General features: G+C 70.9%; 17 protein-coding genes and 1 pseudogene. 16 read left to right on the forward strand and 2 right to left on the reverse strand.

Translation table 11 applies throughout. The annotated features are described in order from the left end of the window. Window positions 1-132 precede the first annotated feature (132 nt). The 15 genes from AB0K07_RS02815 to AB0K07_RS02885 all read left to right on the forward strand — a co-directional run bounded on the left by AB0K07_RS02815 (window position 133) and on the right by AB0K07_RS02885 (window position 17546). Window positions 133-498: an NADH-quinone oxidoreductase subunit A gene (locus AB0K07_RS02815; RefSeq protein WP_007454588.1), complete on the forward strand. Its 366-nt coding sequence runs from the start codon at window positions 133-135 to the stop codon at window positions 496-498. Between the two features lie 14 nt (window positions 499-512). Beyond that, on the forward strand, window positions 513-1190 hold the full coding sequence (locus AB0K07_RS02820) for an NADH-quinone oxidoreductase subunit B family protein (protein ID WP_363750465.1): 678 nt from the start codon (window positions 513-515) through the stop codon (window positions 1188-1190). Further along, window positions 1187-1924 carry an NADH-quinone oxidoreductase subunit C gene (locus AB0K07_RS02825; RefSeq protein WP_363750466.1) on the forward strand — a complete coding sequence of 246 codons (738 nt, stop codon included), beginning with the start codon at window positions 1187-1189 and terminating at the stop codon, window positions 1922-1924. Before AB0K07_RS02820 ends, AB0K07_RS02825 begins: the two co-directional genes overlap by 4 nt. Further along, a complete protein-coding gene (locus tag AB0K07_RS02830; protein WP_363750467.1) occupies window positions 1921-3246 on the forward strand; it encodes an NADH-quinone oxidoreductase subunit D in 1326 nt (441 codons plus the stop codon). The genes AB0K07_RS02825 and AB0K07_RS02830 overlap by 4 nt, the downstream gene beginning before the upstream one ends. Next, window positions 3243-4409: an NADH-quinone oxidoreductase subunit NuoE gene (gene nuoE / locus AB0K07_RS02835; protein ID WP_363750468.1), complete on the forward strand. Its 1167-nt coding sequence runs from the start codon at window positions 3243-3245 to the stop codon at window positions 4407-4409. The genes AB0K07_RS02830 and nuoE overlap by 4 nt, the downstream gene beginning before the upstream one ends. After that, complete coding sequence (gene nuoF / locus AB0K07_RS02840; RefSeq protein ID WP_363750469.1) at window positions 4406-5722, forward strand: NADH-quinone oxidoreductase subunit NuoF; 1317 nt, start codon at window positions 4406-4408, stop codon at window positions 5720-5722. Before nuoE ends, nuoF begins: the two co-directional genes overlap by 4 nt. Then, the gene (locus AB0K07_RS02845) at window positions 5722-8229 is read left to right on the forward strand and encodes an NADH-quinone oxidoreductase subunit G (protein WP_363750470.1); all 2508 of its coding nucleotides are present in this window, start codon (window positions 5722-5724) and stop codon (window positions 8227-8229) included. The genes nuoF and AB0K07_RS02845 overlap by 1 nt, the downstream gene beginning before the upstream one ends. Then, a complete protein-coding gene (gene nuoH / locus AB0K07_RS02850) occupies window positions 8226-9578 on the forward strand; it encodes an NADH-quinone oxidoreductase subunit NuoH (protein ID WP_363750471.1) in 1353 nt (450 codons plus the stop codon). Before AB0K07_RS02845 ends, nuoH begins: the two co-directional genes overlap by 4 nt. A gap of 1 nt (window position 9579) precedes the next feature. Beyond that, window positions 9580-10221: an NADH-quinone oxidoreductase subunit NuoI gene (gene nuoI, locus AB0K07_RS02855; RefSeq protein ID WP_363750472.1), complete on the forward strand. Its 642-nt coding sequence runs from the start codon at window positions 9580-9582 to the stop codon at window positions 10219-10221. Next, complete coding sequence (locus AB0K07_RS02860) at window positions 10218-10988, forward strand: NADH-quinone oxidoreductase subunit J (protein ID WP_363750473.1); 771 nt, start codon at window positions 10218-10220, stop codon at window positions 10986-10988. The genes nuoI and AB0K07_RS02860 overlap by 4 nt, the downstream gene beginning before the upstream one ends. Continuing rightward, window positions 10985-11284: an NADH-quinone oxidoreductase subunit NuoK gene (gene nuoK, locus AB0K07_RS02865; protein WP_030486270.1), complete on the forward strand. Its 300-nt coding sequence runs from the start codon at window positions 10985-10987 to the stop codon at window positions 11282-11284. The genes AB0K07_RS02860 and nuoK overlap by 4 nt, the downstream gene beginning before the upstream one ends. 11 nt (window positions 11285-11295) lie before the next feature. Further along, window positions 11296-13221: an NADH-quinone oxidoreductase subunit L gene (gene nuoL / locus AB0K07_RS02870; RefSeq protein WP_363750474.1), complete on the forward strand. Its 1926-nt coding sequence runs from the start codon at window positions 11296-11298 to the stop codon at window positions 13219-13221. Between the two features lie 64 nt (window positions 13222-13285). After that, the gene (locus tag AB0K07_RS02875; protein WP_363750475.1) at window positions 13286-14821 is read left to right on the forward strand and encodes an NADH-quinone oxidoreductase subunit M; all 1536 of its coding nucleotides are present in this window, start codon (window positions 13286-13288) and stop codon (window positions 14819-14821) included. Further along, window positions 14818-16371: an NADH-quinone oxidoreductase subunit NuoN gene (gene nuoN, locus AB0K07_RS02880; RefSeq protein ID WP_363750476.1), complete on the forward strand. Its 1554-nt coding sequence runs from the start codon at window positions 14818-14820 to the stop codon at window positions 16369-16371. Before AB0K07_RS02875 ends, nuoN begins: the two co-directional genes overlap by 4 nt. A 101-nt stretch (window positions 16372-16472) precedes the next feature. Beyond that, window positions 16473-17546, forward strand: a complete 1074-nt coding sequence (locus AB0K07_RS02885) for a polyprenyl synthetase family protein (RefSeq protein ID WP_363750477.1) — start codon at window positions 16473-16475, stop codon at window positions 17544-17546. Between the two features lie 111 nt (window positions 17547-17657). On the opposite strand, the pseudogene AB0K07_RS02890 reads toward AB0K07_RS02885, so the two are convergent. Next, a pseudogene (locus AB0K07_RS02890) lies at window positions 17658-18752 on the reverse strand (MFS transporter); the annotation flags it as partial. Window positions 18753-18906: 154 nt separating this feature from the next. Here AB0K07_RS02890 and AB0K07_RS02895 point away from each other — a divergent pair. Then, the gene (locus tag AB0K07_RS02895) at window positions 18907-19686 is read left to right on the forward strand and encodes an IclR family transcriptional regulator C-terminal domain-containing protein (protein ID WP_363750478.1); all 780 of its coding nucleotides are present in this window, start codon (window positions 18907-18909) and stop codon (window positions 19684-19686) included. A 79-nt stretch (window positions 19687-19765) separates the two neighbouring features. Here the strand turns inward: AB0K07_RS02895 and AB0K07_RS02900 are convergent, their stop codons facing one another. Further along, complete coding sequence (locus AB0K07_RS02900; protein WP_363750479.1) at window positions 19766-21892, reverse strand: PhoX family phosphatase; 2127 nt, start codon at window positions 21890-21892, stop codon at window positions 19766-19768. Window positions 21893-22050 lie beyond the last annotated feature (158 nt).

Below are 22050 nucleotides of genomic sequence, written 5' to 3' on the forward strand. Positions count from 1 at the left end.
GGACCGCGTCGGGGCTGGTCACAGCCCCGACACGGACAAAGATCGACCCCCGCCGGCAGCCACCGCGAGGGACGTGAATAGTGTGATTTTCGTCAAGCACTGAGGGCAGGGAAGGACGAGCAGGAGAAAACGATGTCGCTCTCGCCTTACGCACCGATCATCGGGCTGTTCGCCCTCGCCGCGGCGTTCTCGCTGTTCTCCGTTGGCGCCGCCCGCTTTGCTGGTCCCCGTCGATACAACAAGGCCAAACTCGAGGCTTACGAGTGCGGCATCGAGCCCAGCCCCCAGCCGGTCGGCGGCGGGCGGTTCCCGATCAAGTTCTACCTGACGGCGATGCTCTTCATCGTCTTCGACATCGAGATCATCTTCCTCTACCCCTGGGCGGTCTCGTTCGACGCCCTGCCGATCTTCGGCTTCGTGGAGATGGTCCTGTTCATCGTCGCGGTCTTCGTCGCGTACGCCTATGTGTGGCGGCGCGGCGGCCTGGACTGGGACTGAGGAAGGAACGTCAGATGGGCATCGAGGAGAAGCTCCCCGCCGGCGTCCTGCTCACCTCGGTGGAGAAGCTGGTCAACTGGTCCCGGAAGTCGTCCGTGTGGGGCGCCACCTTCGGCCTGGCCTGCTGCGCCATCGAGATGATGGCCGCCGGTGGTCCGCACTACGACATGGGCCGCTGGGGCATGGAGGTCTTCCGGGCCTCGCCCCGGCAGGCCGACCTGATGATCGTGGCCGGCCGGGTGAGCCAGAAGATGGCGCCGGTGCTGCGCCAGATCTACGACCAGATGGCCGAGCCCCGCTGGGTGCTGTCGATGGGCGTCTGCGCCAGCAGCGGCGGCATGTTCAACAACTACGCGATCGTGCAGGGCGTCGACCACATCGTGCCGGTCGACATGTACCTGCCCGGCTGCCCGCCCCGGCCCGAGATGCTCATCGACGCGATCCTCAAGCTCCGCGAGAAGATCATGTACGAGCCGCTCGGCCCGAACGGCCGCAAGATGCTGGCGGCCCGCCAGGAGCGTGGCGACGTCCCGGTCGTGCCCTACGGCTCCATGCCGTCCTCGTACCGCAACGACAAGGCCCGGCGTGCCGAGTGGACCAAGGCGGTCCGCGAGGGGCGCGAGGAGCAGCTGCGGATCGAGAACTGGATGAACGCCCAGAACCACCTCCACCCGCAGGTAGGCCCGAAATGACGTCACCCACCGACAAGCCCAACGACGGCGGGGTGCCGGTGCCGGTCACGCCGGCCGGCGCCAGCAGCACCGCCCCGGCCGAGTACCCGCCGGCCAGCCCGGCCGGCCGGGGGATGTTCGGCAACCAGGGCTCCGGCGACGTGTCCGGCTACGGCGGCCTGGTCCGCCAGCGCCAGCCGATCGAGGAGGCCGCCCGGCCGTACGGCGGCTACTTCGACGAGGTCCGCGACGCGCTGGAGGAGGCGTACCCGGCCTTCGGCGACGCGATCGAGAAGGTCGTGGTCGACCGGGGCGAGCTGACCCTGCACGTACGCCCGGAGCGGATCGCCGAGGTCTGCCAGGTGATGCGGGACGACATGGCGCTGCGCTTCGAGCTGTGCTCCTCGGTGTCCGGCGTGGACTACCTCGGCGCCGACGAACGCCGGCTGCACGTGGTCTACCTGCTCACCTCGATGACCTACCGGCGGCGGGTCCGGCTGGAAGCCGCCGTCTCCGTCGAGAGCCCGCACCTGCCCAGCGTGACGGCGGTCTACCCGACCGCCGACTGGCAGGAGCGGGAGGCGTACGACATGTTCGGCATCGTCTTCGACGGCCACCCCAGCCTGACCCGGATCCTCATGCCGGACGACTGGGAGGGCCACCCGCAGCGCAAGGACTACCCGCTCGGTGGTGTGCCGGTCGAGTACAAGGGCGCTGAGATCCCGCCCCCGGACCGGAGGAGGTCCTACCAGTGACCACGTCGAACTACGCGACCGAACGCGAGACCACCGAGGGCAGGGTCTTCACCGTCACCGGTGGGGACTGGGACACGGTCGTCTCGGGCACCGACCCGATCAACGACGAGCGGATCGTGGTCAACATGGGTCCGCAGCACCCGTCCACGCACGGGGTGCTGCGGCTGATCCTGGAGCTGGAGGGCGAGACGGTCCGCGAGGCCCGCTCGGTCGTCGGCTATCTGCACACCGGCATCGAAAAGAACCTCGAATACCGCAACTGGGTCCAGGGCTCGACGTTCGTGACCCGGATGGACTACCTCGCGCCGCTGTTCAACGAGACGGCGTACGCGCTGGCGGTCGAGAAGTTGCTCGGCATCACCGACGACATCACCGAGCGGGCCACCACCATCCGGGTGCTGATGATGGAGCTCAACCGGATCTCGTCGCACCTGGTGTGGCTGGCGACCACCGGCATGGAGCTGGGCGCGATCTCGATCATGCTCTACGGCTTCCGTGAGCGGGAGTACATCCTCGACATCTTCGAGACCATCACCGGCCTGCGGATGAACCACGCGTACGTCCGGCCGGGCGGCGTGGCGCAGGACGTGCCGGACGAGGCGATCGTCAAGATCCGCGAGTTCCTGAAGATGATGCCGAAGAAGCTCAAGGAGTACGAGGACCTCCTCTCCGGCCAGCCGATCTGGACCGAGCGCACGAAGAACGTGGCGGTGCTGGACGTGACCGGCTGCGTGGCGCTCGGCATCACCGGGCCGGTGCTGCGCTCCGCCGGTCTCGCCTGGGACCTGCGCAAGACCATGCCGTACTGCGGTTACGAGACGTACGAGTTCGACGTACCGACCCACCCCGACGGTGACGTGTGGGGCCGCTACCAGGTCCGGCTCGCCGAGATCCGGGAGTCGATGAAGCTGGTCGAGCAGGCGCTGGACCGGCTCCGGCCGGGCCCGGTGATGGTCGCCGACCGCAAGATCGCCTGGCCGGCCCAGCTCGCCATCGGCGTCGACGGCATGGGCAACTCGCTGGAGCACGTCGCGAAGATCATGGGTCAGTCGATGGAGTCGCTGATCCACCACTTCAAGCTGGTCACCGAGGGCTTCCGGGTCCCGCCGGGCCAGGTGTACGTCGGCATCGAGTCGCCGCGTGGCGAACTGGGCGTGCACGCGGTCTCCGACGGTGGCACCCGGCCGTACCGGGTGCACTACCGGGAGCCGAGCTTCGTCAACCTCCAGGCCCTCCCGGCGATGGCCGAGGGCGGCCTGATCGCCGACGTGATCGCCGGCGGCGCCTCGCTGGACCCCGTGATGGGTGGTTGTGACCGATGACTTTCACTGAAACGACCCGTGAGCGGGCACGCGAGATCATCGCCCGCTACCCGGCGGACCGGTCCCGCTCGGCGCTGCTGCCGCTGCTGCACCTGGTCCAGGCCGAGGAGGGGTACGTCTCCCCGGCCGGGGTCGCCTTCTGCGCCGAGGTGCTCGGGCTGAACAAGGCCCAGGTTGGCGCGGTGGCCACCTTCTACACGATGTACAAGCGCAAGCCGACCGGTGACTTCCTGGTCAGCGTCTGCACCAACACCATGTGCAACGTGCTGGGCGGCCAGGAGGTCTACGACACCCTCTCCGAGCACCTCGGTGTCGGGCACGACGAGACCACCGCCGACGGGAAGATCACGCTGGAGCACGCCGAGTGTCTGGCGGCCTGCGACTACGGCCCGGTGATGACCGTCAACTACGACTTCTTCGACGGCGTGGACTCCTCCACCGCCGTCGGGGTGGTCGACGAGCTGCGCGCCGGCGGCCGGCCGATGCCGACCCGGGGCGCCCGGCTCTGCACGCTCAAGGAGATGGCGGTGCAGCTCGCCGGTTTCGCCGACGAGCGGGACGGCGCGGTCGCCGACGGCGGGCCGGGCGAGCCCACCCTGCGCGGGCTGCGGCTGGCGCAGCAGCACGGCGTCTCGGTGGCGGGCTTCGACCCGAACACCCCGATCCGCAGCAAGGCGGAGGCCGACAAGGCGGCCGCCAAGGCGAAGGCCGCCGAGGCGGCCGCGAAGCCGGCCGAGGCGCCCGCGCCGCAGGTCGGCCCGGTGAAGGGTGGCGACGGCGCGTCCGCTCCGACGGGTACGCCGGGCAACGCCGGCGCCGGCGAGCCGGCTCCCGCCGCCGCGGTGACCGGCAGCACCGCGCCGGACGTGAAGGCGCCGGACGACAAGTCGCCGCAGGTGCGTACCGCCGAGACCCGGCAGCCGGACGCGGGGACCGCCGCGCCGGACGCCCCCGGCACCAAGATTCCGGCCGAGACCTCGCCGCCGGCCCCGCGCGACGCGCAGGAGGCGGAGGCCGCCGGCGTGGCGGCCAACGAGCCGGCCGGCGACGGCAAGCCCGCCGGTGACTCCACCGGCGCGCAGGAGCGCAACCTCAACGAAGCGTCGGCGAGCGCCGGTGGCGCGACCTCGGCCGCCGCGAGCGAAACGGGGGCCCAGAAGTGACCACTCCCCGCCCGGAGACGCTGGCCAAGCTGACGCCGGTGCTGACCAAGCGCTGGCTGTCGCCGGACGCCTGGCGGATCGGCACGTACGAGCAGCTGGACGGCTACGCCGCCCTGCGCAAGGCGCTCAAGGCCCACCCGGACGACCTGATCCAGCTCATCAAGGACTCCGGGCTGCGCGGCCGGGGCGGCGCGGGCTTCCCGACCGGTCTCAAGTGGGGCTTCATCCCGCAGGGCGACGGCAAGCCGCACTACCTGGTGGTCAACGCCGACGAGGGCGAGCCGGGCACCTGCAAGGACCTGCCGCTGATGACCCACGACCCGCACGCCCTGGTCGAGGGCGTGATCATCGCGTCGTACGCGATCCGGGCCAACCGCGCCTACATCTACATCCGGGGCGAGGCGGTGCACGCCGCGCGCCGGCTGCGCAACGCGGTCCAGGAGGCGTACGACAAGGGCTACCTCGGCCGGAACATCCTGCACAGCGGCTACGACCTGGAGCTGGTGGTGCACTCGGGCGCCGGGGCGTACATCTGCGGCGAGGAGACGGCGCTGCTCGACTCGCTGGAGGGGTTCCGGGGCCAGCCCCGGCTGCGCCCGCCGTTCCCGGCCACCCACGGCCTGTACGCCAGCCCGACGGTGGTGAACAACGTCGGCACCATCGCCAGTGTCCCGCCGATCGTGCTGGGCGGGGCCGACTGGTGGAAGACGATGGGCACCGAGAAGTCCTCCGGGCCGATGATCTACTCGCTCTCCGGGCGGGTCGCCAACCCGGGCCAGTACGAGTGCTCGATGGGCGTCACGCTGCGCGAGCTGCTGGAGCTGGCCGGCGGGATGCAGCCCGGGCACAACCTGCGGTTCTGGACCCCGGGCGGCTCGTCCACCCCGCTGCTCGCCGCCGAGCACCTGGACGTGCCGCTGGACTTCGAGGGGGTGGCGGCGGCCGGCTCGATCCTCGGCACCACGGCCACCCAGATCTTCTCCGACCAGGACTGCCCGGTCTACGCCACGTACCGGTGGCTGGAGTTCTACCACCACGAGTCGTGCGGCAAGTGCACCCCGTGCCGCGAGGGCAACTACTGGATGGTCCGGGTCTACCGGCGGATCCTCGCCGGCCAGGGCACCCACGAGGACCTGGACACCCTGCTGGACACCTGCGACAACATCCTCGGCCGCTCGTTCTGCGGTCTGGGTGACGGTGCCACCAGCTCGGTGACCTCGTCCCTGAAGTACTTCAAGCAGGACTACCTCGACTACATCGAGGGACGTACCGCGCCGAAGCTCTCCGACAAGCAGCTGGTTGGAGCTCACTGATGACGGACGTAGCCAAGCAGACCGACACCGTCACGCTCACCATCGACGGCGTCGAGGTCACCGCCCCCAAGGGGACGCTGCTGATCCGGGTCGCCGAGCAGATGGGCACCGAGATCCCCCGGTTCTGCGACCACCCGCTGCTGGCCCCGGCCGGCGCGTGCCGGCAGTGCCTGGTCGAGGTGGAGGGGCAGCGCAAGCCGGTCGCCTCCTGCACCCAGACCGTCGCCGACGGCATGGTGGTCCGTACCCAGCTCACCTCCCCGGTGGCCCAGAAGGCGCAGGAGGGGGTGATGGAGCTCCTGCTGCTCAACCACCCGCTGGACTGCCCGATGTGCGACAAGGGCGGCGAGTGCCCCCTGCAGAACCAGGCGATGTCCACCGGCCGCACCGACTCGCGCTTCCACGAGCACAAGCGGGAGTACGAGAAGCCGATGGCGATCAGCAGCCAGGTGCTGCTGGACCGGGAGCGTTGCGTGCTCTGCCAGCGCTGCACCCGGTTCTCCGAGGAGATCGCCGGCGACAAGTTCATCGACCTGATGGGCCGGTCGTCCGCCGAGGAGATCAACATCTACCGGGACGACGCGTACGGCGAGGAGGGCGACGCGGGTGACGTGCCGTTCAACTCCTACTTCTCCGGCAACACCGTGCAGATCTGCCCGGTGGGTGCGCTGACCGGTGCCCAGTACCGGTTCCGCGCCCGGCCGTTCGACCTGGTCTCCAGCCCGAGCGTCTGCGAGCACTGCTCCGCCGGCTGTGGGCAGCGCACCGACTGGCGGCGCGGCAAGGTGCTGCGCCGGCTGGCCGGCGACGAGCCCGCGGTGAACGAGGAGTGGAACTGCGACAAGGGCCGCTGGGGCTTCCAGTACACCCGGGCCACCGACCGGCTGACCAACCCGCTGGTCCGCGACGAGCGCACCGGCGAGCTGCGCGAGGCCTCCTGGAGTGAGGCGCTCACCGTGGCCGCCGAGGGTCTGCGCGCGGCCCGGGACAGCGGGCAGGGCACGGCGGTGCTCACCGGCGGTCGGCTGACCGTCGAGGACGCCTACGCGTACGCGAAGTTCGCCCGGGTCGCGCTCAACACCAACGACATCGACTTCCGGGCCCGGCCGGTCTCCCGCGAGGAGGCCGACTTCCTGGCCAGCTCGGTCGCCGGGGTCACCGACGTCACCTACACCGACGTGGAGAACGCGCCGGCGGTGGTGCTGGTCGGTCTGGAGCCGGAGGAGGAGTGCCCCATCCTCTTCCTGCGGCTGCGCAAGGCGTACCTGAAGAAGACCCTGACGGTGTACGCGCTGGCGCCGTTCGCCACCCGCGGCCTGGAGAAGCTCGGTGCCAAGCTGGCCCGGGTGGTGCCGGGCGAGGAGGCCAGCGTGCTCGCCGAGCACGCCACGGTCGCCGAGGCGCTGAGCGCGCCGGGCGCGATCCTGATCGTCGGCGAGCGGCTGGCCAGTGTGCCGGGTGGGCTCTCCGCCGCGGCGGACGTGGCCCGGCGTACCGGCGCGAAGCTGGCCTGGGTGCCGCGGCGCGCGGGTGACCGCGGCGCGGTCGACGCCGGCTGCCTGCCCAACCTGCTCCCCGGTGGCCGGCTCGTCACCGAGCCGGCGGCGCGGGCCGAGCTGGGCGAGGCGTGGGACATCCCGGCCGGGGTGATCCCGAGCCAGGCCGGTCGGGACACCGACCAGATCCTGGCGGCGGCGGCCAACGGGCAGCTCGGCGCGCTGGTGGTGGGCGGTGTCGACCCGGCCGACCTGGCCGACCCACGGCTGGCCGAGACCGCCCTGGACGCGGTGCCGTTCCTGGTCAGCCTGGAACTGCGCGGCAGCGCGGTGACCCGGCGGGCCAACGTGGTGCTGCCGATCGCCCCGGTGGTCGAGAAGGCCGGCAGCTTCCTGGACTGGGAGGGTCGGCTGCGTCCGTTCGAGGCGGTGCTGCAGACCGCGGCGATGACCGACGGCCGGGTGCTCGACGCGCTTGCCGCGCTGCTCGACGTGCGGCTCGGCACCGCAGACGTGCCGAGCGTGCGACGTGAGCTGGGCACCCTGCCGGCGACCCGCACGCAGCGACCGGCCGCGCCGTCGGTGGCCCCGGCCTCGGTGCCGCACCCGGGCGCCGGGCAGGCCGTCCTGGCCACCTGGCACCAGCTGGTCGACCTGGGCACCCTGACCGACGGTGACGAGCACCTCGCCGGCACCGCCCGTCCGCCGGTGGTCCGGCTGGGCAAGGGCACTGCCGAGGCGCTCGGCGTCAGCGACGGTGACGCGGTCACGGTGGGCACGGACCGGGGGGCGCTGACCCTGCCGGCGGAGCTCACCGAGATGCCGGACGGCGTGGTCTGGCTGCCGACCAACTCACCGGGCTCGACCGTGCGACGCAGCCTCGGGGTGACGTCCGGCGCGGTCGTCCGGATCTCCGTTCCCGCACCGAGCACGGCCGTCCCGGCCGGGCGGGTGGCGGCGGACGAGTCCGGTCTTTCGGGTCCGCTCCTCAACGCTGGGGGTAACCAGTGACCGCCTCATACCTCGCCCAGGACCCGACGCTGGCCGACTTCGGCCGGGATCCGTGGTGGCTGGTCCTCATCAAGATCGTTTTTGCGTTCGCCTTCGGTCTGCTGGCCACCCTGCTCGGCGTCTGGTTCGAGCGGCGCGTGGTGGGCTACATGCAGGTGCGGCCCGGCCCCAACCAGGTCGGCCCGTTCGGCCTGCTGCAGACCCTGGCCGACGGCCTGAAGATGGCCTTCAAGGAGGACATCCTGCCGAAGGCGGCCGACAAGGTCGTCTACTTCTTCGCCCCGACCATCTCGGTGATCTGCGCGGTCACCGCGCTGTCGGTGGTGCCGTTCGGCCCGATGGTGAGCATCTTCGGCCACCACACGCCGTTGCAGGTCACCGACGTGCCGGTGGCGGTGCTGGTGCTGCTGGCCTGCTCCTCCATGGGCGTCTACGGCATCGTGCTGGGCGGCTGGGCCTCCGGCTCGACGTACCCGCTCCTCGGCGGCCTGCGGTCGAGCGCCCAGATGATCTCGTACGAGGTCGCCATGGGGCTCTCCATCGTGGCGGTGTTCATGACCGCCGGCACGATGAGCACCAGCGGGATCGTCGCCGCCCAGGGCGACGCCACCCGGCTGACCATCTTCGGCACCGAGATCCCGGCGCCGGGCTGGTACGCGATCCTGCTGCTGCCCAGCTTCATCATCTTCTTCATCTCCACCGTGGGCGAGACCAACCGGGCGCCGTTCGACCTGCCCGAGGCCGAGTCCGAGCTGGTCGCCGGCTTCATGACCGAGTACAGCTCGCTGAAGTTCGCGCTCTTCATGCTCAGCGAGTACGTCGCGATGGTGACCATGTCCGCGGTCACCACCACGCTGTTCCTCGGCGGGTGGCGGGCGCCGTGGCCGATCACCCTCTGGGAGGGCGCCAACTCCGGTTGGTGGCCGATGCTCTGGTTCTTCGGCAAGGTGATCGCGCTGGTCTTCGTCTTCGTGTGGCTGCGCGGCACGCTGCCGCGGCTGCGCTACGACCAGTTCATGCGCTTCGGCTGGAAGGTGCTGCTGCCGATCAACCTGGTCTGGATCCTGGTCCTGTCGGGCCTGCGCTCCATCGAGGACTGGGACTCGCGCGGCAAGCTGATCGCGGTCGGCATCCCGGCCGGCATCCTGCTGATCGCCACGCTGCTCTGGCCCAACCGCCGGCCGCAGCCGAAGCCGACGACGCAGGAACAGGTGGACAGCCGCCCGTACGGGAGCTTCCCGCTGCCACCGATGGATCTTCAGGTACCACCGAGCCCGCGTATCACGCGCGTGGTCGCCGAGCGGGAGCCGGCCAACATCGCCACCGGCTCGGACTCCAGGGAGGTGTGACGTGGGCACGATCACCGGAACGTTCAAGGGCTTCGGGGTCACCTTCTCGCACATGTTCAGGAAGGTCGTCACCACCGACTACCCGTTCAAGCCGCCGGTGTCGGCGCCGCGCTACCACGGGCGGCACATCCTCAACCGGCACCCGGACGGGCTGGAGAAGTGCATCGGCTGCGAGCTGTGCGCCTGGGCCTGCCCGGCGGACGCGATCTTCGTCGAGGGTGGCGACAACACCGACGACCAGCGCTTCTCGCCGGGTGAGCGGTACGCCAGCACCTACCAGATCAACTACGCCCGGTGCATCTTCTGTGGGCTCTGCATCGAGGCCTGCCCGACCCGGTCGCTCACCATGAGCAACGAGTACGAGCTGGCCCGGGACAACCGGCAGGACCTGATCTTCACCAAGGAGCAGCTGCTCGCACCGCTGCTCGAAGGCATGGAGCAGCCGCCGCACCCGATGCGGCTGGGCGACAGCGAGAAGGACTACTACGTCGGCGCGCTGGACAACCCGGGCACCTCCGCCGGAGCCGAGACGTCCCCGATGGGCCCCGGCCGCTACCAGGTCGAGGAGCACCCCGGCGTGACGTTCCCGGGCGCCGAGCAGGCCGCCCAGCGTGCGGCGGCCGGCAAGGGAGAGGGAGCATGACCACGTCTACGGTGCTGGCCGCGGCGGGCGGGGTGTCCGGCGGCGAGGAGGTCACCTTCTGGATCCTCGCGCCGCTCGCGCTGCTCGGCGCGATCGGGATGGTGGCCGCCCGCAACGCGGTGCACTCGGCGCTCTTCCTGGTGCTCACGATGCTGTGCCTGGGCGTGTTCTACGTGCTCCAGGCCGGGCCGTTCATCGGCATGGTGCAGATCATCGTCTACACCGGCGCGATCATGATGCTGTTCCTGTTCGTGCTGATGCTGGTCGGCCGGGACGCGTCCGACTCGCTGATCGAGTCGCTGCGCGGCCAGCGGGTCGCCGCGATCGTGCTCGGGCTGGGCTTCGCCGGCCTGGTCGGCGGCGCGCTCTACCGGGCGCTGGAGGGGACGACCGCGGTGGGCCTGGAGCAGGCCAACGCGGAGGGCAACGTGCAGGGCGTCGCCCGGCTGTTGTTCACCAAGTACGTCTTCGCGTTCGAGCTGACCTCGGCGCTGCTGATCACCGCGGCGGTCGGCGCGATGGTGCTCGCACACGTCGAGCGGCGCAAGCAGGACAAGATCGACCAGCCGTCGACCATGCGGGCCCGCTTCGCCCCGGGCAACTACCCCGGCCCCAAGCCGGGCCCCGGCGTCTTCGCGACCTCCTCCTCGGTGGCCACCCCGGCGCGGCTGCCGGACGGCCGGCTCAGCGAGCGGAGCACGCCGGACATCCTGCCGGTGCGGGAGCTGACCGCCCAGGAGACCACGCTGAAGGGGACAGACCAGTGACGCCCGACTACTACCTCGTGCTGGCCGCGGTGCTGTTCACCATCGGTGCCGCCGGGGTGCTCGTCCGACGCAACGCGATCGTGCTGTTCATGTGCGTGGAGCTGATGCTCAACGCGGCCAACCTGACGCTGGTCACCTTCAGCCGGATCAACGGTGACCTCAACGGCCAGATCATGGCGTTCTTCGTGATGGTGGTGGCGGCGGCCGAGGTCGTGGTCGGCCTGGCGATCATCATGTCCATCTTCCGGACCCGGCGCTCGGCGAGTGTCGACGACGCCAACCTGCTCAAGTACTAAGGGGCAAGCAAGTGGAAGAGACTGTGCACTACGCAGAGGCCACGGGCTTGCTCGGCAGCGTCTGGCTGCTGGTGGCGATCCCGCTGGTCAGCGCGGCCGTCCTGCTGCTGCTCGGCCGGCGGGCCGACCGCTGGGGGCACTGGTTGGGCGTCGCCGCCATCGGCGCCGCGTTCGTGCTCGGCCTGGCGTCCTTCTTCCAGCTGCGCGGCCTGGAGAACAAGTCGGTCGAGCTGAGCCTCTGGGACTTCATCGCGGTCGGTGACCTGCGGGTCGACTTCGGCCTGCTGTTCGACCCGCTGGCCGCGGTCTTCGTGCTCCTGATCACCGGCGTGGGCTTCCTCATCCACCTGTACGCCGTGGAGTACATGGCGCACGACGCGGGCCGCCGCCGGTTCTTCGCGTACTTCAACCTGTTCGTCGCGGCCATGCTGCTGCTGGTGCTCGGCAACAACTACGTGATGCTGTACTTCGGCTGGGAGGGCGTCGGTCTGGCGTCGTACCTGCTGATCTCCTTCTGGTACGAGCGGCCCAGCGCCGCCACCGCCGGCAAGAAGGCCTTCCTGATGAACCGGGTCGGCGACGCCGGCCTGGCCATCGGCATCTTCATCATGTTCGCCACCCTGGGCACCACCCAGTACGACGAGGTGTTCAACGGCGTCACCGGGCTGGCCGGCTCGACCGTGCTGGTGCTCGGCCTGCTGCTGCTGCTCGGCGCGACCGGCAAGTCCGGCCAGTTCCCGCTCCAGGCGTGGCTGCCGGACGCGATGGAGGGCCCGACCCCGGTGTCGGCGCTCATCCACGCCGCCACCATGGTCACCGCGGGCGTCTACCTCATCGCCCGGTCCAACCCGATCTTCTCGGCCAACTCCACCCTCCAGCTCGTGGTGGTCAGCGTCGGCGCGCTCACCCTGCTGATCGGCTGCATCATCGGCGCGGCCAAGGACGACATCAAGCGGGTGCTCGCCTGGTCCACGGTGAGCCAGATCGGCTACATGTTCCTCGGCGTCGGTCTGGGCGGCGCGGCGTACGCGCTGGCCATCGTGCACCTGCTGGCGCACGGCTTCTTCAAGGCCAACATGTTCCTGGGCGCCGGCTCGGTCATGCACGGGATGAAGGACCAGGTGGACATCCGCCGCTTCGGTGGGCTGTCGAAGTACATGAAGATCACCTGGTTGACCTTCATGATGGGCTGGCTGGCCATCATCGGCATGTTCCCGTTCTCCGGCTTCTTCTCCAAGGAGCCGATCATCGTGGCCGCCTTCGAGCGGGCGGACTGGACCGCCTGGCTCTTCGGCGGGGCGGCGCTGCTCGGTGCCGGGCTGACCGCGTTCTACATGACCCGGCTCTTCGTGCTCACCTTCCACGGCCCGAAGCGCTGGACCGAGGACATCGAGCACCCGCACGAGTCGCCTGCGCTGATGACCATCCCGCTGGTCCTGCTGGCGATCGGCTCGGTCGGCGCCGGTTTCCTGCTCGCCACCTCGGTGCCGGACTGGCTGACGGCGACCGCCGGGCTGGGCGCGCACGAGGAGGCGCACGAGCCGGTCCTCTCGCACGCCGTGATCACCGTGCTGTCGCTGCTGGTCACCGTGCTGGGCGCCGGGCTGGCCTGGTTCCTGTTCCGGGCCGGTACGGCCACCGCGCCGCAGCCGGCCGGTGTGCTGGTCACCGCCGCCCGGCGCAACCTCTACACCGACACGGTGAACGAGGCGGTCTTCGAGAAGCCGGGCATCTTCCTCACCCGGGCGCTGGTCTTCCTCGACAACCGGGGCGTCGACGGGCTGGTCAACGGGCTCGCCGCCGCGGTCGGCGGTGGCTCGGGCCGGCTCCGGCGGCTGCAGACCGGCTTCGTCCGCTCGTACGCCACCTCGATCCTGGCCGGTGCGCTGCTGGTGATGGCGGCGTTCCTGGCGGTGCAGGCCGGGTGGTTGGCGTGATCGACCTCTTCCCGGCCGCCCCCGCCGGCGGACCACGCAGTGACGACGGAGGTAAGGCCGCATAATGTCCAACTTCCCGTTCCTCTCGGTGCTCACCGTGGCGCCGCTGGTCGGCGCCCTGGTGGTGGCCTTCCTGCCGCGCCACCGGCCGGAGCTGGCCAAGCAGGTGGCGTTCGCCTGGTCGCTGCTGGTGCTGGTGCTCTCGGTGGTGATGTGGGTCAGCTTCAACGCCGGCGGTGACCGGTTCCAGTTCCGCGAGTCGTACTCGTGGATCCCGAACTGGGGCGTCAGCTTCACCTTCGCCGCCGACGGCATCGCGCTGGTCATGCTGATGCTGATCGCGGTGCTGGTGCCGCTGGTGATCCTGGCGTCCTGGCACGACGCCGAGTCGTCGAAGCGGTCGGTGCCCGTCTACTTCGCGCTGCTGCTGGTCCTCGAGTGCACGATGATCGGCGTCTTCGCCGCCGCAGACGTCTTCCTGTTCTACGTGTTCTTCGAGGTCATGCTGGTGCCGATGTACTTCCTGATCGGCAGCTACGGCGGCCACCAGCGGCAGTACGCGGCGGTGAAGTTCTTCCTCTACTCGCTCGTCGGCGGCCTCTTCATGCTGGCCGCGGTGATCGGGCTGTGGGTGGTCGGCGGCAAGACCTTCGACTGGCAGGCGCTGTCGCAGGTCGACATCAGCACCGGCACCGAACGCTGGCTGTTCCTCGGCTTCTTCCTCGCGTTCGCCATCAAGGCCCCGTTCTTCCCGTTCCACACCTGGCTGCCGGACGCCGGTGGCGCCGCACCGGCGGGCGCCGCCGCTCTGCTCGTCGGCGTGCTGGACAAGGTCGGGACGTTCGGCATCCTGCGCTACTGCCTGCCGCTGTTCCCCGAGGCGTCGAAGTGGTTCGCGCCGTGGGCGCTGGCGCTGGGCGTGATCGGCATCGTCTACGCCGCGCTGCTGGCGGTCGGCCAGAACGACCTCAAGCGGCTGGTGTCGTACACCTCGATTGCGCACTTCGGCTTCATCGGGGTGGGCATCTTCGCCTTCACCACCCAGGCCGGGACCGGCGCCGTGCTCTACATGCTCAACCACGGTCTGGCCACCGGCCTGCTCTTCCTCGTGGTGGGCATGCTGATCGCCCGGCGTGGCTCGGCCCTGATCAGTGACTTCGGTGGTGCCGGCAAGCTGGTCCCGTTGCTCGCCGGGGTGCTCTTCTTCGCCGGTCTCGCCTCGCTCGCGCTGCCCGGCACGGCACCGTTCATCTCCGAGTTCCTGGTGCTGATCGGCACCTTCACGGTGAACAAGCCGGTCGCGGTCATCGCCACGCTCGGCATCATCCTGGCCGCCGCGTACGTGCTGTGGATGGTGCAGCGCACCACCCAGGGCACGCTCAACCCGGCACTGACCGAGGTCGACGGCATGCGCCGCGACCTCAACCTGCGCGAGAAGGTCGTGGTCGCCCCGCTGATCGCGCTGATCGTGCTGCTCGGCTTCTACCCCAAGCCGGTCACTGACGTGATCAACCCCGCCGTCCAGGCGACCATGGACGACATCGGCAGGACCGACCCCGCCCCGTCGGTGGGCGGCACCGTCCAGGAGGCGGCAAAGTGACCGAGTTGAAACTGCCGTCGCTCGACTACGCGGCGCTCGCCCCGATCATGATCATGCTGGGCGTCGCGCTGCTCGGCGTACTGGTCGAGGCCTTCGTACCCCGGCGCCTGCGGCACGTCGTGCAGCTGACGCTGGCCCTGCTGGCCGTCCTCGCCGCGCTGACCATGGTGGTCCTCAACGCCGACGACCGGATCATCACCGCCGGCCAGGCCCTCGCGGTGGACGGGCCGACGCTCTTCCTCCAGGGCGCGATCCTGGTGCTGGCCGCGATGGCGCTGCTGCTGATCGGTGACCGCTCGGTGGAGCGTGGCGGGGCGTTCGTCGCCCAGGCCGCGGTCACCGCCGAGTCGGCCGACGACCGGCGGCAGGCCGAGGGGCGCAACGGCCTCACCGAGGTCTACCCGCTCATCACGTTCGCGATCGGCGGCATGCTGATCTTCGTGGCGGCGAACGACCTGCTGACGATGTTCATCGCGCTGGAGGTCTTCTCGCTGCCGCTGTACCTGCTCTGCGCGCTGGCTCGTCGCCGGCGGCTGCTGAGCCAGGAGGCGGCGATGAAGTACTTCCTGCTTGGCGCGTACGCCTCGGCGTTCTTCCTGTTCGGGGTGGCCCTGATCTACGGCTTCACCGCCGGCATCCCGGGCCGCGGGGCGGGGGTCGACTTCGCCACCATCAACGCGGCGGTGACCGAGTCGCCGGCCAGCCCGGTGCTGCTCTTCGCCGGCATGGCGCTGCTCGCCATCGGCCTGCTCTTCAAGGCGGCGGCCGCCCCGTTCCACGTCTGGACGCCGGACGTCTACCAGGGCGCGCCGACCCCGGTCACCGGCTTCATGGCCGCCTGCACCAAGGTCGCCGCGTTCGGCGCGCTGCTGCGCGTCTTCCACGTCGCGTTCGCCGGTGCCGCCTGGGACTTCACCCCGGTGCTCGGCGCGGTGGCGGTGCTGACCATGCTGGTCGGCGCGGTGCTCGCGGTCACCCAGACCGACATCAAGCGGCTGCTCGCGTACTCCTCGATCGCCAACGCCGGCTACCTGCTGGTCGGTGTGCTGGCGCCGAGCCGGGACGGGCTCTCCGGCACGATGTTCTACCTGGTCGCGTACGGCTTCTCGGTGCTGGCCGCGTTCGCGGTGGTCACCCTGGTCCGCGACGACGACGGGGAGGCCACCCACCTGTCCCGCTGGGCGGGGCTGGGCCGGCGCTCGCCGTTCTTCGCCGGGCTGTTCACCTTCATCCTGCTGGCCTTCGCCGGCATTCCGCTGACCAGCGGTTTCACCAGCAAGTTCGCGATCTTCGGGCCGGCGCTGGACGACGGTCAGGCCTGGCTGGTGATCGCCGGTGTGCTGACCAGCATGGTGCTGGCCTTCCCGTACCTGCGGGTCGTGGTGATGATGTGGCTCTCCGAGCCGGGCGAGTCCACGCCGACCGTCACCGTGCCCGGCGGCCTCACCTCCGCCGCGCTGATGATCGGCGTACTGGCCACTCTGGTGCTGGGCGTCGCCCCGGCGCCGCTGCTCGACCTGGCCGCCGGAGCCGCCGACTTCGTGCGTTGACCAGAGGCTCGACCATCGGGGGCCGGCACGCGTTCGCGTGTCGGCCCCCGGTGCGTATCCCCGGCCCGGAGCAGGTAGAACGGGTGTGGCATGGTTGAAGCGTGGTGATTCCGGCTGGCGAGCGTTCAGGTGCCACCGGCTCCGGCGGTCGCCGGGGCCGGGCGAGCACGAGTCAGTTCGGCGCGCTCGGCCTCCATCTCGCCGATCCCCGCGTCGAGGCGTCCGTGCTGGGTCTGCTGGACGCGGTCGAGGTCGAGCTGCGGGCCAGTGTGGCCAGCGCCGACCCGTTCGTCACCGAGGCCGCCCGGCACCTCGTCGAGGCCGGGGGCAAGCGGTTCCGGCCGCTGCTGGTGGCGTTGGGCGCCCAGTTCGGTGACCCCACCGGCCCGCGGGTCGTTCCGGCGGCCGTGGTGATGGAGCTCACCCACCTGGCCACGCTGTACCACGACGACGTGATGGACGAGGCGGCCGTGCGCCGGGGCGCGCCGAGCGCGAACTCCCGCTGGACCAACTCGGTCGCCATCCTGGTCGGTGACTACCTCTTCGCGCGGGCCGCCGACATCGCGGCCGACCTGGGCCCGGAGGCGGTCCGGTTGCAGGCGCGTACCTTCGCCCGGCTGGTGCACGGTCAGATCGCGGAGACGGTCGGGCCGCGCGCCGGCGACGACCCGGTCGCGCACTACCTGCACGTGATCGCCGAGAAGACGGGCTCCCTGATCGCCACGTCGGCCCGGTTCGGCGGCATGTTCGCTGGTGCCTCCGCCGAGCACGTCGAGGCGCTGGCCGGGTACGGCGAGACGATCGGCGTCGCCTTCCAGCTCTCCGACGACCTGCTGGACATCGCCTCCGAGTCGGTGCAGTCGGGCAAGACGCCCGGCACGGACCTGCGCGAGGGTGTGCCCACGCTGCCGGTGCTCTACGCGTGCGCGGCGGACGACTCCGACGCGTCCTCGATGCGGCTGCGGGAAATTCTGGCCACCGGCCCGCTGACCGACGACGCGCTGCACGCCGAGGCGCTGGGGCTGCTGCGGGAGAGCCCGGCGCTCAAGCGGGCGCGGGAGACCGTGCGCAGCTACGCCGAGGACGCCCGCGCGCGCCTGGCCCCGCTCCCGGACGGCCCGTCCCGCCGCGCCCTCGAATCGCTCTGCGACTACATCGCCGACCGCACCAGCTGATCTGCGGCGCGACCCGCCCCGGCGGCGGTGCAGGGTCAACAGGCGGCTGCCGACGAGCATGAGGGCGGCGGCGAGCAGCATGGCCACCGCAGCCGTGGTCCACATCGTCGGGTAGCCGAGGTGGGCGGCCAGCGGGCCGAGGGTCAGCGGGCCGAGGCAGCCGCCCGCGTACACCCCGGTCTGGGTGATCGAGGTGGCGGCGGCCGGGGCCTGCGGGTGCAGCCGGACCACCGCGAAGTTCATCAGGCCGGGCCAGGCCCAGCCCAGGCCGAAGCCGAGCACCACGCCCACCACCAGCGGCACCGTGCCGGCCAGCGCGAGCAGGCAGAGCCCGACGGCGCCGGCCACCAGCATCGCGGCGATGAGCACCACGTGGCCGGTGGCGCGTCGGTCGGCCAACCACCCGGCGCCCACCCGGGCCGTCACGCAGACCGCGCTGCCCAGGGTCAGGGTGAGACCGGCGAGGCCCGGAGAAAGGCCCCGAGACGCCGCGGAGTCCACCAGGAAGGTGCCCAGCGCGTTGGCGGCGGCCGCGGCCAGTGTCGCCGCCGCACCGACCACCACGAGCGCCACCGTGGCCCGGCCAGCGCGCCCCGCGCCCGCCCGCCGGCCGCGGCCGGGCATCTGCCGGGGTACGGCGGGCAGCGTCGTCAGGGCCGCGCCGGCGGCCGCCACGAACGCCCAGCGCCAGCCGGCGGTCAGGGCGATGGTGGGCACCGCCGCCCCGGCCAGCAGGGTGGAGACGGGGATGGCTGCCTGCTTGACGCCGAAGGACAGCCCCTGCCGGCGGGTCGGGACGTGCTGCGCCAGCGCGGCGTTGCTGGCCAGTTGGCCGAGGGCGTTCGCGGCGGAGCTGAGTGCCAGCAGCCCGACCAGCACCGGGTACGACCGGGCGAGCGCCGCCACGGCCAGCATCGACGCGGCGGCTAGCACGATGCCGCAGCGGGCCACCACGGCCGGCCCGTACCGCTCGACCAGGCGACCGGAGGGCACCGAGGCCAGCGCGCTGACCCCGAAGTAGACCGCCACGGCCAGGCCCAGACCGGCCGGGGAGAAGCCGAGGTCCGCGCCCATCTGCACGGCGAGACCACCGAGCAGGAAGACGGGCAGCACGCAGGCGACGGTGGTGAGGACAGCGCCGGCGCTGGCCCGGATCGGGCGGGGCCGGGTGGTGTCCGGGGCGGAGGTGGAGGCGGTGTCTGTCATCGTTCGGCAAACCTACGCGAGCCCGGCTCGGACCACTCCCGGTGACCGGCGGTGTGCAAGGCGTGGATGGTGATCTGGCATCCTCGACCCGAACAGGCATTTCGCACCCGGCCTGTTTTTCATATGGTGTAAGTCCCCGGCGGCGGAGGTGGTTGTGCGCGACCCCTTGGCAGAACCTTCGGACCTGATCCGCAGCGTGTCCCGAGCGCTGCGGGTGCTCGAGTCGGTCGGTCGCGCCCCGAAGGGGCTGACCGTGAAGCAGATCGCCCGGCGCTGCGAGCTGACCGTGGCCACCACCTACCACCTGGTCCGCACCCTCGCCTACGAGGGCTACGTGATCCGTCGGGAGGACGGCACGTACATCGTGGGGTTGGAGGTGGCCGACCGCTACCGGGAGCTGGTGACCGCGTTCCGGGGCCCGCCGGCGGTCGGAGAGACGCTGCGGCGCGCCGCCGTGGACACCGGCTACAGCCACTACCTGGGCCGCTTCGTCGGTGGCCAGGTCGCCGTCACGGCGGTCGCCGAGGGGCACCGGTCGCCCTACCTGGAGGACCTCGTCCCCGGCTTCGACGAGGGAGCGCACGCCACCGCCCTCGGCAAGTCCCTGCTCGCCACCCTCAGCGCCGAACAACGCTTCCGCTACCTGCGGGAGTACGGCATGCGCCCGTTCACCACCGCCACCTTGACCAGCACCGAGACGTTCGAGGCCGACCTGGCCGCCGGCGACCGACGCGGGATGCAACTGGAGCTGGGCCAGTTCCGCCAGGGCGTGGCCTGCGCGTCCGTGCTGGTCACGCCGGACAAGGACATGGAACGCCGCGTCGTGCTGGCGTGCGCGCTGCCGGCCAGCGAGATGATGACCTCCGCCCGGGTGGTCCGGGCGAAGCTGCTCACCGTGGCCCGCGCCGTCGCCGACGCCATCGCCGCCGACTGACCCGGACGCCGGAGAGGCCCTCTCCCGGGCTGGGAGAGGGCCTCTCGGGGCGGTCCAGCGCCGGACCGCCGGAACAACGTCAGCTGCCCACCGGGCCGCCGTCCAGGCGCCAGGTGACCACCACGCCCGGCTTGGCGTAGTCGCCGTCCGGCCAGTTGGAGGCCGGGTTCTCCACCGAGGCCCCGGTGATCTCACCCGGGTGCTGCACGGCGACGAAGACGGAGCGGTTGTCGCCGGTGATGAACGGGCCGCAGGTCTCCGCGCCGAGCGGCACGGTCAGGAACTGCTTGAGGTGGCCGCGCTCCGGGCCCTCCACGGCGGTGGCGAACAGGCCGTCGTTGCTGCCCAGCGCGTTGCCGTCCGTGGAGATCCACAGGTTGCCGGTGGCGTCGAAGGCGACGTTGTCCGGGCAGGAGATCGGGGAGACCTTGGTCTTGTCGTACCCGGCGAAGAAGGTCGACGCGTCGGTCGGGTCGCCGCAGACGATCGGCAGCGACCAGGCGAACGTCTCGGCCGTGTTGTCGCCGCGGTCCTCGACCAGCTCCAGGATCTGCCCGTGCTTGTTGGCGTTACGCGGGTTGGCCTCGTCCGCCTTCGGGTTGCTGCCGACGCCCCGGTTGGTGTTGTTGGTCAACGCCACGTACACCTTGCCGGTGAGCAGGCTCGGCTCGACGTCCTCCGGGCGGTCCATCTTGGTCGCGCCGACCTTGTCGCCGGCGAGCCGGGTGAAGGTGAGCACGTCCGCGGCGGTCATCCCGTCGACGAACGACCGGTTGCCGCTGACCAGCTTGATCCAGCGGCCCCGGCCGTTGAACGCGCCGTCGGCGGGGAGCTTGCCCGAGCCGTCGATCTCCGCCGCGCTGGTCTGGTCCAGCTTCGCCACGTACAGGGTGCCGGACTCCAGCAGCGTCAGGTTGTGCTTGCGGGCAGCCCAGGAGTTGCCCTTCATCAACTTGTTGTCCGAGACGAACTTGTAGAGGTAGTCGAACCGCTCGTCGTCGCCCATGTACGCGACCACGTGGCCGTCCTTGGCCACGATCACGTTCGCGCCCTCGTGCTTGAACCGGCCCATCGCGGTGTGCTTGCGCGGGCGGCTCTCCGGGTCGAACGGGTCGATCTCGACGATCCAGCCGAACCGGTGCGCCTCGTTGGGGTGCTTGGCCAGGTCGAAGCGCTCGTCGGCGCGCTCCCACTTGCGGCTGCCGCTCGGGTAGCGCGAGGCCGTGCTGATGCCGTAGCGGTCCAGCTTCGGCTTCAGCTCCGCCGGGGCGCCGTCGGCGCCGACGAAGTACTGGTTGAAGTTCTCCTCGCCGGAGAGCACCGTGCCCCACGGGGTCACGCCGCCGGCGCAGTTGTTCAGCGTGCCGACGACCGTACGGCCCTTGGGGTCGGCGGCGGTCTTCAGCCAGGCCGAGCCGGCCGCGGGACCGGTCAGGTCGAACTTGGTGCTGAGCGCGGTGACCCGGCGGTTGTACGGCCGGCGGCCGTTGTCGACCGGCGTCCACTGCCCGGTGCCGGCGACCCGCTCGATCTCCACCACGGACATGCCGTGCGCCGCCATCGCGGTGCGCAGCTGCTCCACCGAGAGCCCGTCCAGGCCCGGGAAGCCCGGGAACATCAGGTCCTCGTTGGTGTACTCGTGGTTGACCACGAGCAGCGCCCGGTCGCCCCGCTTGTCCAGCGGCAGCACGCCCACGAAGTCGTTGTTGTAGCCGAATTGCTTCGACTGCGCGGCGGCGGTCTGCTTGTGCACGTTGAACTCGGGGGCGCCCGGCACCACCGGGTCACCCCACTTGATCACCACTGCGTGGTCGTACCCGTTCGGCACGACCAGGGTGTCCAACTTGTTCGGCGGGATCGGCTTGAAGGTCAGGGCCCCGCTGCCGACACCGGTGCTGGGGCGTCCGAAGCCGAACGCCTCCGGGACGTCCGGGACGTCCGGCGCGGCCATGGCGGGCGCCGCTCCGGCCAGCGCACCGGCCGCCGCGCCACCGAAGCCGAGGACGAGCGCGCCGACCGCGCCGGCCCGGACCACGCCGCGCCGCGAGACCTCCGCGTTCACCACGTCTCCGAAGTACTCGTTGTCGGAGGTGTTCGGGATCGGGTGGTCGCAGGCGTTTCCGCAGCGGTAGAGACAGGTCATGGCGTCACGGCTGCCGTGGCGGGTGGCGCCCAACAGCGGGAGCAGCCGGGGACGGTCGCTCATGGGAGGAGCCTCCTGGGGGAAGGTCGGTGGCACGCGGGATCAGTCATTGGTCGGGCGTACCTGCGGGACGCTAGGAGGACGTGGTGAGCGGTCGTCGGCCGCGATGTGAACCAGGCGTGAACACCTCTGTGAACGCCGGCCGGGCGCAACCGGTCTGA

Source organism: Micromonospora sp. NPDC049301 (assembly GCF_040678715.1).
GTDB lineage: Bacteria > Actinomycetota > Actinomycetes > Mycobacteriales > Micromonosporaceae > Micromonospora.